The 14,728-nt window shown below is 42.1% G+C and carries 12 protein-coding genes; 3 read left to right on the top strand and 9 right to left on the bottom strand.

Annotated elements, in window-relative coordinates; translation table 11 throughout:
• Nucleotides 1–79 precede the first annotated feature (79 nt).
• Nucleotides 80–787, bottom strand: coding sequence for an ATP-binding cassette domain-containing protein (locus WC743_RS23475; RefSeq protein WP_373015997.1), 708 nt, complete (start codon nucleotides 785–787; stop codon nucleotides 80–82).
• 221 nt (nucleotides 788–1,008) lie between these two features.
• Between WC743_RS23475 and WC743_RS23470 the strand changes: the two genes are divergently transcribed.
• Together WC743_RS23470 and WC743_RS23465 are read left to right on the top strand one after the other, a co-directional pair.
• On the top strand, nucleotides 1,009–2,604 hold the full coding sequence (locus WC743_RS23470) for a glycine--tRNA ligase (RefSeq protein ID WP_373015996.1): 1,596 nt from the start codon (nucleotides 1,009–1,011) through the stop codon (nucleotides 2,602–2,604).
• 222 nt (nucleotides 2,605–2,826) lie between these two features.
• On the top strand, nucleotides 2,827–3,942 hold the full coding sequence (locus WC743_RS23465) for an AI-2E family transporter (protein ID WP_373015995.1): 1,116 nt from the start codon (nucleotides 2,827–2,829) through the stop codon (nucleotides 3,940–3,942).
• A 537-nt stretch (nucleotides 3,943–4,479) separates the two neighbouring features.
• Here WC743_RS23465 and WC743_RS23460 read toward each other — a convergent pair.
• The 5 genes from WC743_RS23460 to WC743_RS23440 all read right to left on the bottom strand — a co-directional run bounded on the left by WC743_RS23460 (nucleotide 4,480) and on the right by WC743_RS23440 (nucleotide 9,505).
• The gene (locus WC743_RS23460) at nucleotides 4,480–5,814 is read right to left on the bottom strand and encodes a M16 family metallopeptidase (RefSeq protein WP_373015994.1); all 1,335 of its coding nucleotides are present in this window, start codon (nucleotides 5,812–5,814) and stop codon (nucleotides 4,480–4,482) included.
• A 10-nt stretch (nucleotides 5,815–5,824) separates the two neighbouring features.
• Entirely contained in the window at nucleotides 5,825–7,207 is a 1,383-nt protein-coding gene (locus WC743_RS23455) for a M16 family metallopeptidase (RefSeq protein WP_373015993.1), read from the bottom strand.
• A gap of 67 nt (nucleotides 7,208–7,274) precedes the next feature.
• Nucleotides 7,275–7,865, bottom strand: a complete 591-nt coding sequence (locus WC743_RS23450) for a DUF4230 domain-containing protein (protein WP_373015992.1) — start codon at nucleotides 7,863–7,865, stop codon at nucleotides 7,275–7,277.
• Nucleotides 7,866–7,949: 84 nt separating this feature from the next.
• The gene (locus WC743_RS23445; protein ID WP_373015991.1) at nucleotides 7,950–8,369 is read right to left on the bottom strand and encodes an OsmC family protein; all 420 of its coding nucleotides are present in this window, start codon (nucleotides 8,367–8,369) and stop codon (nucleotides 7,950–7,952) included.
• Between the two features lie 68 nt (nucleotides 8,370–8,437).
• Nucleotides 8,438–9,505: an NADH:flavin oxidoreductase/NADH oxidase gene (locus WC743_RS23440; protein WP_373015990.1), complete on the bottom strand. Its 1,068-nt coding sequence runs from the start codon at nucleotides 9,503–9,505 to the stop codon at nucleotides 8,438–8,440.
• A gap of 279 nt (nucleotides 9,506–9,784) precedes the next feature.
• Between WC743_RS23440 and WC743_RS23435 the strand changes: the two genes are divergently transcribed.
• Nucleotides 9,785–10,978, top strand: a complete 1,194-nt coding sequence (locus tag WC743_RS23435; protein ID WP_373015989.1) for a sodium:proton antiporter — start codon at nucleotides 9,785–9,787, stop codon at nucleotides 10,976–10,978.
• Nucleotides 10,979–11,061: 83 nt separating this feature from the next.
• On the opposite strand, the gene WC743_RS23430 is transcribed toward WC743_RS23435, so the two are convergent.
• From WC743_RS23430 to WC743_RS23420, 3 genes are all read right to left on the bottom strand, one after another.
• Nucleotides 11,062–12,126 carry a hypothetical protein gene (locus tag WC743_RS23430; RefSeq protein WP_373015988.1) on the bottom strand — a complete coding sequence of 355 codons (1,065 nt, stop codon included), beginning with the start codon at nucleotides 12,124–12,126 and terminating at the stop codon, nucleotides 11,062–11,064.
• Nucleotides 12,127–12,327: 201 nt separating this feature from the next.
• A complete protein-coding gene (locus WC743_RS23425; RefSeq protein ID WP_373015987.1) occupies nucleotides 12,328–13,032 on the bottom strand; it encodes an SDR family NAD(P)-dependent oxidoreductase in 705 nt (234 codons plus the stop codon).
• Nucleotides 13,033–13,099: 67 nt separating this feature from the next.
• The coding region (locus WC743_RS23420; protein WP_373015986.1) for an aromatic amino acid hydroxylase at nucleotides 13,100–14,728 on the bottom strand (1,629 nt) is incomplete at its 5' end.

Genomic DNA, 14,728 nt, shown 5'->3' with positions numbered 1-14,728 from the left:
TATAGTATGGTATTATAGATACGGGGGTCGAAAATACAACATAATGCACCAAAATAATTGTGCTTAATGCATAAAGATATTACCCGTTAGTTAGCTCAATAAAAATATTTTCAAGTGTTTTCTTTGCGTTTTTACCCCGAAGGCCATGCAGTGTATCATCCGCAGCAATTCTTCCTTTATTAATGATGATCACCCTGTCACAAACGGCTTCAACCTCCTGCATAATGTGGGTTGATAATACAATGGTTTTTGTTTTACCCAAATCAAGTATCAATTGCCTGATGCCTATCAGCTGGTTAGGATCTAACCCGGAGGTAGGTTCATCCAATATCAGCACCTGCGGGTTATGCAGTATGGCCTGCGCCAGCCCTACCCTTTGGCGATATCCTTTTGAGAGCTGACCAATGCGTTTATGCTGCTCGGGCCCTAAGCCGGTTTGTTCAATAACTTCTGCTATCCGTTTTTCGGGCTGGTGCATTTTGTGGATGCCTGCTACAAAAGCAAGGGCTTCCTTCACATACATATCTGTATACAACGGGTTATTTTCTGGCAGGTAGCCAATATTGCGTTTAACCTCCAGCGGTTGCTTGCTGATATCAAACCCACAAACAGAAGCCTTGCCATCCGTTTGGGGGATAAAGCAGGTAAGCATTTTCATGGTTGTACTTTTCCCCGCACCGTTTGGGCCCAAAAAGCCCAGCACACCCGGTTCGGCATTAAAACTAATTCCATCAACAGCAATTTGCTCGCCGTATACCTTTGTTAATACCTCTACCCGGATACTCATGCGGTAAAAATAGATTTTAGATGTGAGATTTGAGAAAAAGAAATATAGAATAGATTTAACCACAGAGAACACAGAGTAAAAAACACAAAGACCACAAAGAATATCTTGGTGCTCTTTGTGGAAATCTTTGTGCACTCTGTGGTTAAATATTAAACAAGCTTCAAACCCTTTTACCTTTCGCCTTTAACCTTTCGCCTCTAAAAACTATCTTTGCCCTCATTATGAGCAAATCAACCGACGAACTTTTTAAAAATGTAATATCACATTGCAAAGAATATGGCTTTGTTTTTCCATCAAGCGAGATATATGATGGCTTGAGCGCTGTTTATGATTACGGCCAAAATGGTTCGGAGTTAAAGAATAACTTAAAAACCTACTGGTGGAAATCAATGGTGCAGATGCATGAAAACATTGTTGGTATTGATTCGGCCATATTTATGCACCCAACCATCTGGAAAGCAAGCGGCCACGTTGACGGCTTCAGCGACCCGATGATTGATAACAAGAAAACTCAGAAACGATACCGTGCTGACCAACTCCTTGAAGACAAAGTCGCCGAACTTATGTCAAAAGCCATAGAGGATGCCAAAACAAAAGGGATTGCTACAAATTATGAAGACGGCGAGGTACTTGAGCCAATTAGTTTAGCTAAAGAACAAGCTTTTCAAGATTTCCTAAATCAGTACGAGGATTACCGATTAGGGCGTCAGTTAATGGACGAAGTAAATCAACTATTAAATGAGGATAATCTTGTAGGTTTAAGAGAATTAATTATTAAATATAAAATAAAAGATCCCCTATCTAAAGAAGACCCAGACTGGACCGAAGTACGCCAGTTTAACCTGATGTTTAGTACCCAAATGGGCGCCATAGCTGATGATGCCGATGTGGTTTACCTTCGCCCGGAGACTGCTCAGGGGATCTTTGTAAATTACCTTAATGTGCAAAAATCTGGCAGGATGAAAATCCCGTTTGGCATTGCGCAAATTGGTAAGGCTTTCCGTAATGAGGTAATTGCCCGCCAGTTCATTATCCGCATGCGCGAATTTGAGCAGATGGAAATGCAATACTTTGTACGCCCCGGCACACAAAAAGAGTGGTTTGAAAAATGGAAAACTACCCGCCTGAAATGGCACCTGGCTTTAGGTATAGATGCGGCTAAATATCGCTACCACGAACATACCAAACTGGCCCACTATGCTGATGCCGCTTTTGATATTGAGTTTAATTTCCCGTTTGGCTTTAAAGAGGTGGAAGGCATCCACAGCCGTACCGATTTTGATTTGAGTCAGCATGAGAAATTCTCGCGTAAAAAGATGCAGTACTTTGATCCGGAGGTTGACCCGGAAACCGGCAAACCTTATGGTAACTACATCCCTTACGTTATTGAAACTTCAATTGGTTTAGACAGGATGTTCCTGCTTACGCTAATAAACGCTTACGAAGAAGAAGATCTGAGCACCGAAGAAAAACAGGATAGCCGTACTGTGTTGCGCCTGCATCCTTGCCTTGCACCGGTTAAAGCAGCCATATTCCCGCTGACCAAAAAAGATGGCCTGCCCGAAAAGGCGCGTGAGATAATGGACAAGCTTAAGCTTGATTTTAACCTGCAATACGAGGAAAAAGATGCCATAGGTAAACGTTACCGCCGCCAGGATGCTATTGGTACACCTTTTTGTATCACGGTAGATCACCAGACCTTAGAAGACAATACCGTAACCATCCGCCACCGCGACAGCATGGCGCAGGAACGTGTAGCTGCCGATGACCTGGAGAAAATAATTGGCGGCCTGGTTAGCTGGAAGAATTTGTTATAGCCTCACCAGCCCTGCATGGGCTTAAAATACTTACGCGTCATTGCGAGGTACGAAGCAATCCCCAATAGAAAAGTAGACGACTGGCATGTAGGGGATTGCTTCGCTATCGCTCGCAAACTCGCAAAGACGTATTTATTTCCACACGTCATTACAATGGCGCCTTTTTTGTACAAAACAATTTTCCCGCAAACTCCTTTTGTGTTTATATGAAAACACAAGTACATGTCTATTAAAATTAAAGATCAGCCTTTTTATATACAAAGTACGGCCGTGCTGTTCGGCCTTATTTTATTGGTGTATGTGCTTATTCAACTTGCAGATATACTGGTTCCGTTAGCCTTTGCAGCATTCTTAGCTATTTTGCTTAATCCGCTTTGCAATCTTTTACAAAAATGGAGAGTACCCAGAGTGCTTTCTATCGCTATTGCCATGCTGGTAATGCTAATTACTGTTGCCACCATATTTTATTTCTTATCTACCCAGATAATCCAGTTTGGCGATTCATTGCCCATGCTGAAACAGAAGTTTGCAGACATTACCGTTGACTTAAAGAACTGGATAGAAAGCACGTTTGGTATGGACACTACCAAGCAGGACCAGGTAATAAAAGACGCGTTAAATAACAGCCAGGCAATAGTTGGCCGTACACTTGGCGGTGTATTGGGTACTTTAGGCATTATATTTTTGCTGCCGGTTTATATTTTTTTGCTACTGCTATACAAAACACTTATTATAAATTTTTTATATGAGGTTTTTGCCGAAGAAAATTCAAAAAAAGTAGGCGATGTTTTAAGCGAAACTAAAAGCGCTATACAAAGCTATATTGTGGGCCTGTTGATAGAGATGGTTATTGTAGCCACTATGAATTCGACGGCTTTATTATTATTGGGGGTAAAATATGCCGTTTTATTAGGCTGTATAGGCGCCATACTTAACCTGATACCTTATTTAGGCGGCATAATAGCCATATCGCTGCCGGTTTTAATGGCTACCGTTACCAAAGATGGCTATTCTACCCAACTTGGGGTTATACTGGCTTATATCGTAATTCAGTTTATTGATAACAACATTTTGGTGCCACGCATAGTATCATCAAAAGTGCAGATAAACGCGCTCATGTCTATCATTGCGGTGTTGCTGGGTAACCAGCTTTGGGGCATATCAGGCATGTTCTTATCTATCCCTTTCGTGGCTGTGCTAAAGATAATTTTCGACCGCATTGATGACCTTAAACCCTGGGGCAAGCTGCTGGGCGATAATATACCTACCCGCCACATGGGCGAAATGTGGCGGAACCGTAACCAACGAAAAGCGGTATTACCCAAGCAGGAAAGGTAATTTGGGGAACGAAGAACTTTTTAGACGAAAATATCTGTAATCCGCGTAGGCCTATTTTGTAGGTTACAAACATTGTTGTAACAATAACCCCATAGCTATCAGCATCTGGATATAATAACCATAAGTAACTATTTTGTTCATTTTCAAATAATTATCTTAATTCCAAATATTCCTCTTAAATTAGTTTAACACTTACGATAAACCTGTAAGTAATACTTAACCTATTAACTTTTATTTTATGAAGAAACTCAATCAATTAACCAGGGCGGAAATGAAAAGCGTTATGGGGGGCCTTGTGGACCCAGATGATGATGTTGAATGTATGTTAAAAACAAAAGGGGACGAATGCGGGGATGGAATGCAATGTGTTCCTATACGAAACCGAATACCAACTGCCGGTTTTCATTTGAGTTGCCTTAGTATGGCTCCTGACATACCACCGAGCTTATAATAACAAAAAGAGGCTGATCGTGATTTATGATACAGCCTCTTTTTCAATATATTGGATTTCTTATATCCTTTTGTCTTTTATCCTACTTAGTGGTTTACGGGGTTCTCTCCTTTGTTTAGCGTTCCGTTGGTATATAATAGCGGGTTAACCTTTTTGGTATCGCCCTGGTAAACCCAAACAATGTTGCCAATATATTTACGGAAAGCATCGCTCACTTGCTCAGGAGTTAATTTCTTAACATCGCTTACTAATGTTAAGGAACGCTTCCAGTTATTGTGCAGCGCCTCGTTAGATGCTATTGACGATGCCTGTGCGTTATTCGTTTCATTCTTGTAATAAAAACTGGTTAGGTAAGTAACTTTCATATTCGCTACTTCATCTGCAGCAAAACCTTGTGTTTTGATCTTATCAACCAGTTTATCAAATACAGCTATATACTTATCCGGCTGAGTTGTTGAAACCGAGAAACGTGCAACGCTGGTAGAACCACTGCTAAACCATGCCGATGGCGCATAAGACAAGCCGTTATTTGTACGGATATCAAGGAAGTGCTTATCAGCAAATATGCGCATGGCTACGTTAAAGGCATCAAAATCTGGCGTGCCCGGCGATGGGCCACTGGTAACACCCTCTACATAATTGGTTGCCAGCTCGCGGCTCTCTGATGAGAAAGCATTCTTATAAACCCTGAAGAAATCCTTTTTCAACTCAAATGGCGCACCTTGTTTCACTCCGGCAAGCATTGCTTTTACTTTAGCTTCAATATCAGCGCGTTCCATATCGGCAACCACCACTATTGTTAAACGTGATTTGGTTAGTATTGACTGGTAATAAGCCTTGGTACCCGCCGGTGTAAGCGCTGTAAGGCTGGCTACTGTGCCCGATGGGTCTGTAGCATAGCTTCGGCCTGCAAAGGCAACTTTGTTGGCAAATTTATCAATAGCAACATCCGGTTGCCCTTCTTCTGATTTTAGCTGGGTAATGGCATCCTGCTTAATACGGGCAAATTCTTTTGGGTCAAACGCGGGCGTTGTTATCGCCTCTGCATATAAAGGCCAGGCAGTGTCAAAATCGCTTTTTATACAATTTAGCGTTATGGTAGCGTAATTTTTATTGGTGTAACCATACACGCTCGCGCTTATTTTTTCGAGCGCGTTTTTAAAGCTGTTTTTATCGTGCTTTAAGGTACCGCATTCGGTAAGTGCACTCATAGCCATTGATTCGATACCGGCCTTTGCCGCCGGATAGTTTTGTACACCGCCTTTTATAACGGTTTGTATCACTACTATATCGTTACCGCTGGGCTGCACAATTACTTTTACGCCATCAACCATCATATCATAGGCTGGCTTTTGTGCAAAGGCGGGGGTAAAGCTGCCGGCTGCGGCAGCTATCAGTAAAACATATATATATTTTTTCATCTGATGTTTTTTATTTAGATACAAAATATGAACCTGCTTTTGCTGTTTTATTAGCATCCGGGCTGATAATTATTCCTGCCACCATCGGTTTGCCGGTAATATAGGTATCAAGGTATTTTTTGATATCTGCACGGGTAACTTTCTGGTAGTTTTTATCTATATCGGTACCATAATTAAGCGATGTACTGCACCACCAAAAACTAAGCTGACTGGCCAGGCTTGATGGTTTTTCTTTTTGACGCACGCTGGCACGTAATAAAATTGCCTTGGCATCGGTAAGCTGCTCATCCGTATAATAGTCGGGGTTATCAAACATACTTACCTGGTGCATAAATTCGTCATAACACTCCTTTAATTTGTTAGGGTTTGGTGTTATGCTGATATCAATAGGCCCGGTGTATTTACTGGTTTGGTAACTAACGTAAACCCCGCTTGCCAAACCTTTATCAACCAGGGCTTGCTGCAATTTAGATGAGTTTAACCCAACAATTGTAGAAAATACATCTGCTGCAACGGTTGCGGCAGAATCTGTTAAATATGCCGGCCCCTGCCATGCAAACTCCATGCTTGGGGTTTGCGCTATAGACATTTCTTTTACAAAATATTCGCTTTTGGTAAGCGGCTTAAACGGCGGGATAGGGTATTTTTTTATCGGGTCTTCGCCGGTGCCTTCCCAGCTGCCAAAAATATCTTCGGCTTTTTTAAAGGCGTCTTCATGCTTAACATCGCCTACTATAGTTAGCAAACTGTTGTTAGGGATGTAATATTTGCCTTTAATCACCATCATCTTTTCAGGCGTGGCGGTATTGATCACTTCATGGATCCCTATAGGGTTTTTACGGGTGATTAGATCGCCCCAAAGCTTCTTCTGCACCTCAAAGTACAGTTGGAAACCAGGGTCACTCTCTGCACGCTGAAACTCGCCGTCAACAACCGGGCGTTCTTTCTGCATATCCTCCTCGCGATAAATAGGATACCGGATGGCCGCATTCATAAACTTTAAACCCTGGCCAAGGCTGTCCCTGTCAAAAGTAAAATAGTAGTTTACACGTTCTACATTGGTGGTACCGTTCCAGATAGCGCCCAATTCCTGCGTACGTTTCAGGAATTTTTCCTGGTTAGGATAGTCCTTATTCGCCTTAAAGAACATATGCTCAAACAGGTGAGATAAACCGCTGTATTCCGGCCCTTCGGTATAAGCACCGTTCTTTACGGCTATTTCTATAGTGGCCAGCGGGACTTTTGAGTTTTCAATTACAACAACTTCCAATCCGTTTGGAAGTTTCTTCCAGAAATACCCTTCAGGTAGCCTGGGTTGCTGGGCAAGTGCACTAAGGGAGCCTAAAGCTCCTGCTGCACTTAACATTAATTGTTTAATAAGTTTTGAGGTCATATTTATGGTTAATTGTCACCTATAAATATATCGCTTAAAATTTTAAAGAATATAAAACAAACAGGAATTATTTAAAATTCAGCACAATTTTTTTGGCTGATACATTTTCAAGGAAGGGCTTGAATATCAGCGAGGCGTTTTCACGGGCTTTATCCAGTATTTTCATTTCGGCAGCACCGGCCAGCATCTTCTTTTCGGCAAGCTTGTACACATCTTCCACCATGGTTTTTGTTTTGTCAGAAAACCACACACCAGATACATCATACACCTTTGATTTTTGATGGTCGAGCTTTACATAACAGATCTCCGGCCGGGGCAGCGTAACTATAATACTATCCTTACTTTGGCTGATGTCATTTTTTTTAACCTTTGTAAGATCAATGCAGGCAGTTACCTCGCCAACCGCTACAAATAGCACCCGCGAATCGGGCATTATCAGGTGCAGCTCTTTTTTCTCTACCACATCTTTCATCGCGTATTTTACCAGCTCCAGTTTACCCATTGATACAATGCGCGATACCATAACATCTTCGGTAACCTCGGTACGGGTGGTATTAAATTCATGCTTGATATAAAAAAACAGGAATATCAAAAAACCAATAATAACCAGCGCGAATGATAAGGTAAGCGAAATGCGGGACCGGGATGTATCAAACATGGGGAATAGATTTACATATTGCTGCAAAATAAAGATAGCGATAGTTTGCACTACCGCTATCTTTTAACAAACATTAAAAATATCTTATGCGTAAGTTACATTTAACGTAATAGGCACGCTAAGTGCTTTTGATACTATGCAACCTGCTTTAGCACCTTCGGCAACTTCTTTAAACTTAGCTTCGTCAACACCATCAATCAGGCTGGCTTTAAGCTCTAAATGAATACCTTTTATTTCTAAAGCCTGCATATCCAGATCAAGGATGGCATCAGTTGTTAAATCGCCGGGGGTTATACCTGCCTGTGATAAAGCAGCGCCAACAGCCATTGTAAAGCAGCCCGCGTGTGCGGCAGCTATCAATTCTTCGGGGTTGGTGCCAACGCCATCGGCAAAGCGGGTTTTAAAAGAATATTGTGTTTTATTAAGAATAGTACTCTGTGTAGTTATTTCACCTTTGCCTTCTTGCAAGGTTCCATTCCAATGTGCGTTTGCTGTACGTTTCATAGTGTTTATAGGTTATGTTGTTTTTGCTAATTTACTGCGTTCTGTTTAATATTAAAAATAATTAAAAGTTACCATTGTGCACGGCCATATTGAACCGGCCAATTAATTCCCTGGCCCAGCTTATGCGCCGCACGCAACGGAAAATGCGGATCGCGCAGTAATTCACGCGCCAGCAAAACCACATCGGCCTGGCCGCTTTGTATGATCTCATTAGCCTGTTCAGCATCGGTAATTAAACCTACCGCGCCGGTTAATATACCCGCCTGTTTTTTAACAGCCCCGGCAAATTCAACCTGGTAACCGGGTTTTAGCGGGATCTGTGCGCCTGCCACATTGCCGCCCGATGAACAATCAATGAGGTCAACACCTTTATCTTTCAATATTTTTGCTAACGCGACAGAATCATCGATCGTCCAGCCGCCTTCGGCCCACTCTGTGGCAGATATGCGTACAAACAGCGGATATTCTTCTGGCCAAACCTGGGTTACAGCGGCAATTATTTCAAGGAGCAATCTTATCCGGTTCTCAAATGTGCCGCCATACCCATCCGTACGCTGGTTACTTAAAGGCGACAAAAACTGGTTAATTAAATAACCATGCGCACCATGCAGCTCAATCACTTTAAAGCCTGCGGCTAAAGCACGTTCGGTTGCTGCCTTAAAATCGGCAATAACTTTATCTATACCGGCTTTATCCAGTTCAAGCGGTGCAATTTCACTGCTGCTAAAAGGTACGGCGCTTGCAGATACGGCTTCCCAGCCATTCTCTTCTGTCGGCAATAATTGTTTACCGCCATTCCAGGGCTCACTATGGCTTGCTTTTCGGCCGGCATGCGCCAGTTGCACGCCCGCAACAGCACCCTGCTCTTCAATAAAATTGGTTATCTCTTTTAACTTGGCTATATGCTCATTCTTCCAGATCCCTAAATCGGCAAATGTTATGCGGCCTTCGGGAGATACGGCTGTGGCTTCGGTAATAATAAGCGCCGCGCCGCCAACCGCCCGGCTCCCTAAATGCACCAGGTGCCAGTTATTGGCAAACCCGTCAATACTTGAATATTCGCACATGGGCGAAACCACTATGCGGTTCTTTAATTCAACGCTTTTAATTTTGAGAGGTGAAAACAGATCAGGCATGTTATTCTTTTTGTACAAATATGGTAAGATACAATTGTTGCTATCTCATGGTTTTGTAAAAAACCCTTTGACAATATTCTAATAAATGTCCTTATTGAACTTTTTAAACTTGCATTTGTTATGTTGCGGCATGAAAAACACACAAAGTTACGTTATACTACCTGTTGCGCATGGCAGGCTTTGATTGCAGCGAACGCGAATGGAGCTTTAACGTTACTAACCTAATGAATAGCTTTGTTTAATTAAGGCTGATTTAATTACCCTTTAAACTAACCTTATTTGACTACATACACCACATTAATTATTCTCAGCGGACTGGTTATTTTTTCTTATCTGTTTGATTTGATAGCCGGTAAAACAAAAGTCCCATCTGTTATCCTGCTCCTTTTTCTGGGTATTGGCATAAAGTTCATGGTAGATTATTTTGGCCTGCTAAAATTCAATTTTGCCACTATATTGCCTGCATTGGGTACCCTGGGTTTAATATTAATAGTATTTGAGGGAGCGCTGGAACTTAAGTATACAAAAAGTAAAAATGAGGTTATTAAAAGATCATTCCTATCCGCGCTCATTATTTTGCTCATCACTTCGGTTTTAATAACAGGTGCATTTTACTACATCAGCGGCGAAAGTATTTACAGGTGCTTTGTTAATGCCATTCCGTTTTGTGTGGTAAGCTCGGCAATTGCCATCCCTTCGGCATCGGGTATGGATAAGAAAAAAAAGGAGTTTATCATTTATGAATCGTCCTTTTCAGATGTCCTTACAGTTATCCTGTTCAACTTCATGATCAATAATAAGCAAATCAGCCTATCCTCGTTTGCCAAGCTTGGGGTAGATCTGGGATTAGTATTATTTGTTGCAGTTTGCTCATGCTTATTGCTGCTTTATCTGATAGGCCGTTTAACCCATCATGTTAAATCATTCCTGATAATTTCAATACTGATATTGGTTTACAGCATAGGCCAGTCATACCATTTATCATCATTGATAATTGTGCTGGCGCTTGGCTTGTTCCTGAACAATGCCGGGCAGATAAAGCTGGGCTGGTTTCGTAAATATTTCATTTACCCAACGCTCGGGCATGATATTAAACAACTGTTTCAGCTCTCGGCAGAAAGCGCTTTTTTAATGCGGACCTTCTTTTTCATCATCTTTGGTTATACAATGGATGTTTACCACCTGCAAAACTGGTCGGTAATTATTAATGGTGGCCTGGTATTATTGCTGATATACCTTGTGCGGTTCCTGTATTTGAAACTGGTATTAAAAACGGAGTTAATGCCCGAGCTGGTCATTATTCCCCGCGGATTAATAAGCGTGCTGCTTTTTTATAACATACCTGCCGATTTAAAAATACCGGCCCTTGGCACCGGGCTTTTATTTGTAGTGATATTGGGCACCAGCATTATTATGAGCCTTGGCCTGCTGGGTACCAAAAGGCAATCTACACAGGAGTTTGAGGATGTTTAGGGAGGGTGGAATGAAGCCAACGGCAATGAAGTAATGGGCTTAATTAGAGAATATAAAGTTCATCTTTAAACGCATATGTCCTTTTACTTTAAAATAAGCTTTCTTACAGTGTTGTTATCAGTAAAAAATATTGTGTTTTCGTCTTTGGATAGCACCATATAATCAGCAAAAACATAGGCTTTGTCTCCCACACCGTCAGGATGTGATATCGTTGATACACTGGCCGGGCCAACAAGGTGAGTTAACTTGTTATTAGAGATGCTGATGATAGAACCCTGATCTATCATATAAATCGTCCTGCTGTCTTTATTGGCAACAAGATCGCGGATCTCATGAAAATTGATATCACGGAAGATTCGTGTAAACACACCGCTTTGTGTAAGTTTATAGATGTACTTGCCACGAACAACTATATACTTTACACCATTATAACCGCAAAACATCTGGGTTATGGCCGAATATTCCCTACTCGCCGTATTTAATGAATCTAATGGCGGAGTATAGGGATGTTTACCTATTATACCATTTGCAATTTCTGCACTCTCGATGAATCCCTGCCTGTGATTTACAGCTGTGGTGACAAAGCGTTCCCCTGAGATTTGCAAGTAATTGCTGAAAGGGTCTTTTGCTATACTATAGTATCTGTATGTGTAATAATTAACCTGGCTTGCCGGGGTGATTAGTTCACCAGAAGGCTTTAAGATCCAAAACTTATGTTGTTGAACGGGTGTCAGATCATAATTCGCCAGGGTAGTAATAGTCCCGTCATTTGAAATTAAGACCTGTTCAGGATAGAGTAATTTCTGCCCGTCTTTGGCGGCAGGTAAATTTAATGTTGTAACTACGCCTGTGGGAGAAACTTTACGTACCGAGTTGTTAAACAGATCAGCTACATACAAGGTACCGTCATCGGCAATATCAATACCGTGCGGATAATTAAACATTGCTTCCAGCCCGGTACCATCCTTATTACCTTGGGTATTGTACTGCCCTGCAATGGTAATTACCGATAAAGGCAGGGGCTTAGTGTCGGCTGTTGAGGCTAAAGCTAATTGGTTATCATTCGCTAATGGCTGTGGTTCATTTTTTTTACAGGCCACAGTCAACAACAAAGGACTGAACAGAAGTAACTGGTAAAGCTTTTTCATGGTTGTAATAATTGAATGCTGGCTCGGGATCGCCAACTACTCAAATTTATCATCCAAATCTGTATGGTTGCTACACAAAAAATGGTACAAAAAGCTGTAATAAAGTACCCTGGCTACCGCAAGTCATTTGAAGGTTCAAGTATGGACACTTAAACCGGCGAGATTTATATATTAATTTATATTGGCTTTAGTCACCTATATCTACGGCGTTGACACCGCTACAGGCAACACTTTGCCATTAAAGAAACGGTGGCCGGTTACCGCGAAATCGGCAATGTATTTACCCATTTCAAACGCCATTACCGGCGATTCATAACCCGGGAAAGCCTGCTCCAGCATTTCTGTTTGCGCCGAACCTAAGGCCAGGCAATTTACTTTTATACCCTGCTCAACCAGCTCCTGCGCCAGGCATTCAGTTAGTGTGTGCAGGGCGGCTTTACTTGCCGAGTAGGCCGATAGTCCGTTAAATTTAGCACTGCCCTGGAAAGCGCCCATACTGCCAATATTCAGGATATGTGATCCCTCCGGCATAAATTTTAGCAAGCTTTGTATTATACGCACATGGCCTATGTAGTTACTTTGCAGCATTTCTACAAAGTCGGTTTCTAAAAGTTCGGTAAAAGGTTTGTTTATGAGTATACCGGCGTTGTTTACCAGCACATCAACCCGCCCATCAAAATTTGTGTTTATAAATTGCTGTAACCCAGCATAATCATCATGTACAATATCAAATGCTATGGCAAAAATTTCGCATTCGGGGTTTAAGCCTTTTGCAATTTCCAGCAACCGTTCCAACTTGTCTTGCGAACGCGCCAAAGCCATTACTTTATGCTTACCAGATAATACAAGTTCTAATACGGCTTCAAAGCCCACGCCGCTGCTTGCGCCTGTTATAATAATGTTCATAGATCAAACCCCCATCCTCCTAAAGGTGGAATTATTAATGTAATAGTTGCAAATTTAGTATTAGAAACTAAACAATCAACTTCTCCTCTACCGGGTGCTTGATCAAATATAACCCGTCATTTATCAGTTTTTTGTTCTCCGGTTCATTCGCTGCTTTTTGCTCAAGAAATTGCTTTATCTCTGCAGCCAATGCCGGTTCTGCTTCTTCATGTTCCAACAGTTCCAATATTTCTAACGCGCACAGCCAATCGTCATGGTGATACTTTTGAAGCATCAGCCAAACATTCCCTAAAAAGCCATAATCGCCCCGGTTATGCCGGCGGTTCCTTACCTGCTGATATAATTTATGCAGCTCTATGGTTTTAGTATCATATTGCGGGTGATGGGTACCAGTATTTGACTTATGGACTACCTCCAAAAACGAATCCTTATCGGCCGCGCCGCAAAAAACAGAGGTTATTTTTTCTCCAACGGCCATATCATATATGCCCCATGCAGGGTCGAATAAAATGTTGCCGTCCTTATCTTTTGCCGTACAATCAGTAAAGGTGATCAATTGTGTTTTATTGTTTTCCGTGTGAATATTTTTCACTTTGCCTGATACGGTTATCCCGATCTCAAATGCCAGCACAGCTTCTTTACCAACTTCAATAGCGGCTAATATCAGTTCATCCGCAGAAAGATCTTCCAGCGGTTTATCCTGCCCTTTTAGTTTCCCTACCGGGGAGCTGAAACCATCCTTATGATAATCCTTGTCTTGGCCTTTCAATTGTTTATTGTTAACGGCTAAAGCGGTTGGGCCTGTTGTTTTGATAAATACGGGTTCGCCTTGCTCATTTGCAGTAAAGGCTGTAAACGTACCAGACACCTGCAGCCCCGAACTATAAACCGCGGTACAGGTATTTTTACTGTCGATGCCTTTCTGCAGCCCATAAGCGCCGCCACGGCGAAACGACATAGTATTGGCAAATTCCTCCAGCACATCTATCAGGTTTTGAAAAGTTGGGGTAACAAATAACTGCGGCTGTGTTTTGGTGATATCGTAACTGTATTTTATCGCGTCAATAGTATAGGGCAGTTTCTTAACCTGCTCCTGCATGCAGCTGGCGCTTTCACCAATTGATGAGAGCAGCCCTGCACCGTAGATCTTTGGGTCTTCGAGCGTACCTATCAATCCGTATTCTACCGTCCACCAGTGCAGGCGGCTTAACAGGGCCATTTCAGATGGTTCGCCCATATTGTCCTGATACCAGGCAACCAGATCATCGGCTTTTTTTATTTCAGCTTCATCCGCATCGGGCATTTCTTTTAATATCGACAATGCCCTTATGGCCTCGTACAATTCAAAATCGCGCGCGCTGAACATTGCTTTAGCCCCTATTGATCCAAAATAACTCAGGTACTCGTGATAATCCTTATCAGCAATAATAGGCGCATGCCCGGCAGATTCATGTATAATATCTGGTGCGGGTGTATATTCAATATGTTTTAACTGGCGGATATCCGCTGCAATAACCAGCACCCGGTAAGCCTGGTATTCCATAAAAGCGGCGGGTGGTATAAAACCATCAACTGTAACAGCGCCCCAGCCAATTTTTGCCAGTGCATTGTTCATGTCCTGCAGATCGGGGATCTTCTCAATGGTGAGCCCTGCTTTTTTTAGTCCGGGGATATACGGGTAGTAGGCAATATCTTT

This window comes from Mucilaginibacter sp. (assembly GCF_041660805.1).
In the GTDB taxonomy this organism is placed as follows: domain Bacteria; phylum Bacteroidota; class Bacteroidia; order Sphingobacteriales; family Sphingobacteriaceae; genus Mucilaginibacter.
This window is presented reverse-complemented; position numbering and strand designations above follow the sequence as displayed.

Bases quoted from the DNA above. Each gene is read 5' to 3' on its own strand.
- WC743_RS23475 (WP_373015997.1), bottom strand. From the start codon at position 787: ATGAGTATCCGGGTAGAGGTATTAACAAAGGTATACGGCGAGCAAATT.
- WC743_RS23470 (WP_373015996.1), top strand. From the start codon at position 1,009: ATGAGCAAATCAACCGACGAACTTTTTAAAAATGTAATATCACATTGC.
- WC743_RS23465 (WP_373015995.1), top strand. From the start codon at position 2,827: ATGTCTATTAAAATTAAAGATCAGCCTTTTTATATACAAAGTACGGCC.
- WC743_RS23460 (WP_373015994.1), bottom strand. From the start codon at position 5,814: ATGAAAAAATATATATATGTTTTACTGATAGCTGCCGCAGCCGGCAGC.
- WC743_RS23455 (WP_373015993.1), bottom strand. From the start codon at position 7,207: ATGACCTCAAAACTTATTAAACAATTAATGTTAAGTGCAGCAGGAGCT.
- WC743_RS23450 (WP_373015992.1), bottom strand. From the start codon at position 7,865: ATGTTTGATACATCCCGGTCCCGCATTTCGCTTACCTTATCATTCGCG.
- WC743_RS23445 (WP_373015991.1), bottom strand. From the start codon at position 8,369: ATGAAACGTACAGCAAACGCACATTGGAATGGAACCTTGCAAGAAGGC.
- WC743_RS23440 (WP_373015990.1), bottom strand. From the start codon at position 9,505: ATGCCTGATCTGTTTTCACCTCTCAAAATTAAAAGCGTTGAATTAAAG.
- WC743_RS23430 (WP_373015988.1), bottom strand. From the start codon at position 12,126: ATGAAAAAGCTTTACCAGTTACTTCTGTTCAGTCCTTTGTTGTTGACT.
- WC743_RS23425 (WP_373015987.1), bottom strand. From the start codon at position 13,032: ATGAACATTATTATAACAGGCGCAAGCAGCGGCGTGGGCTTTGAAGCC.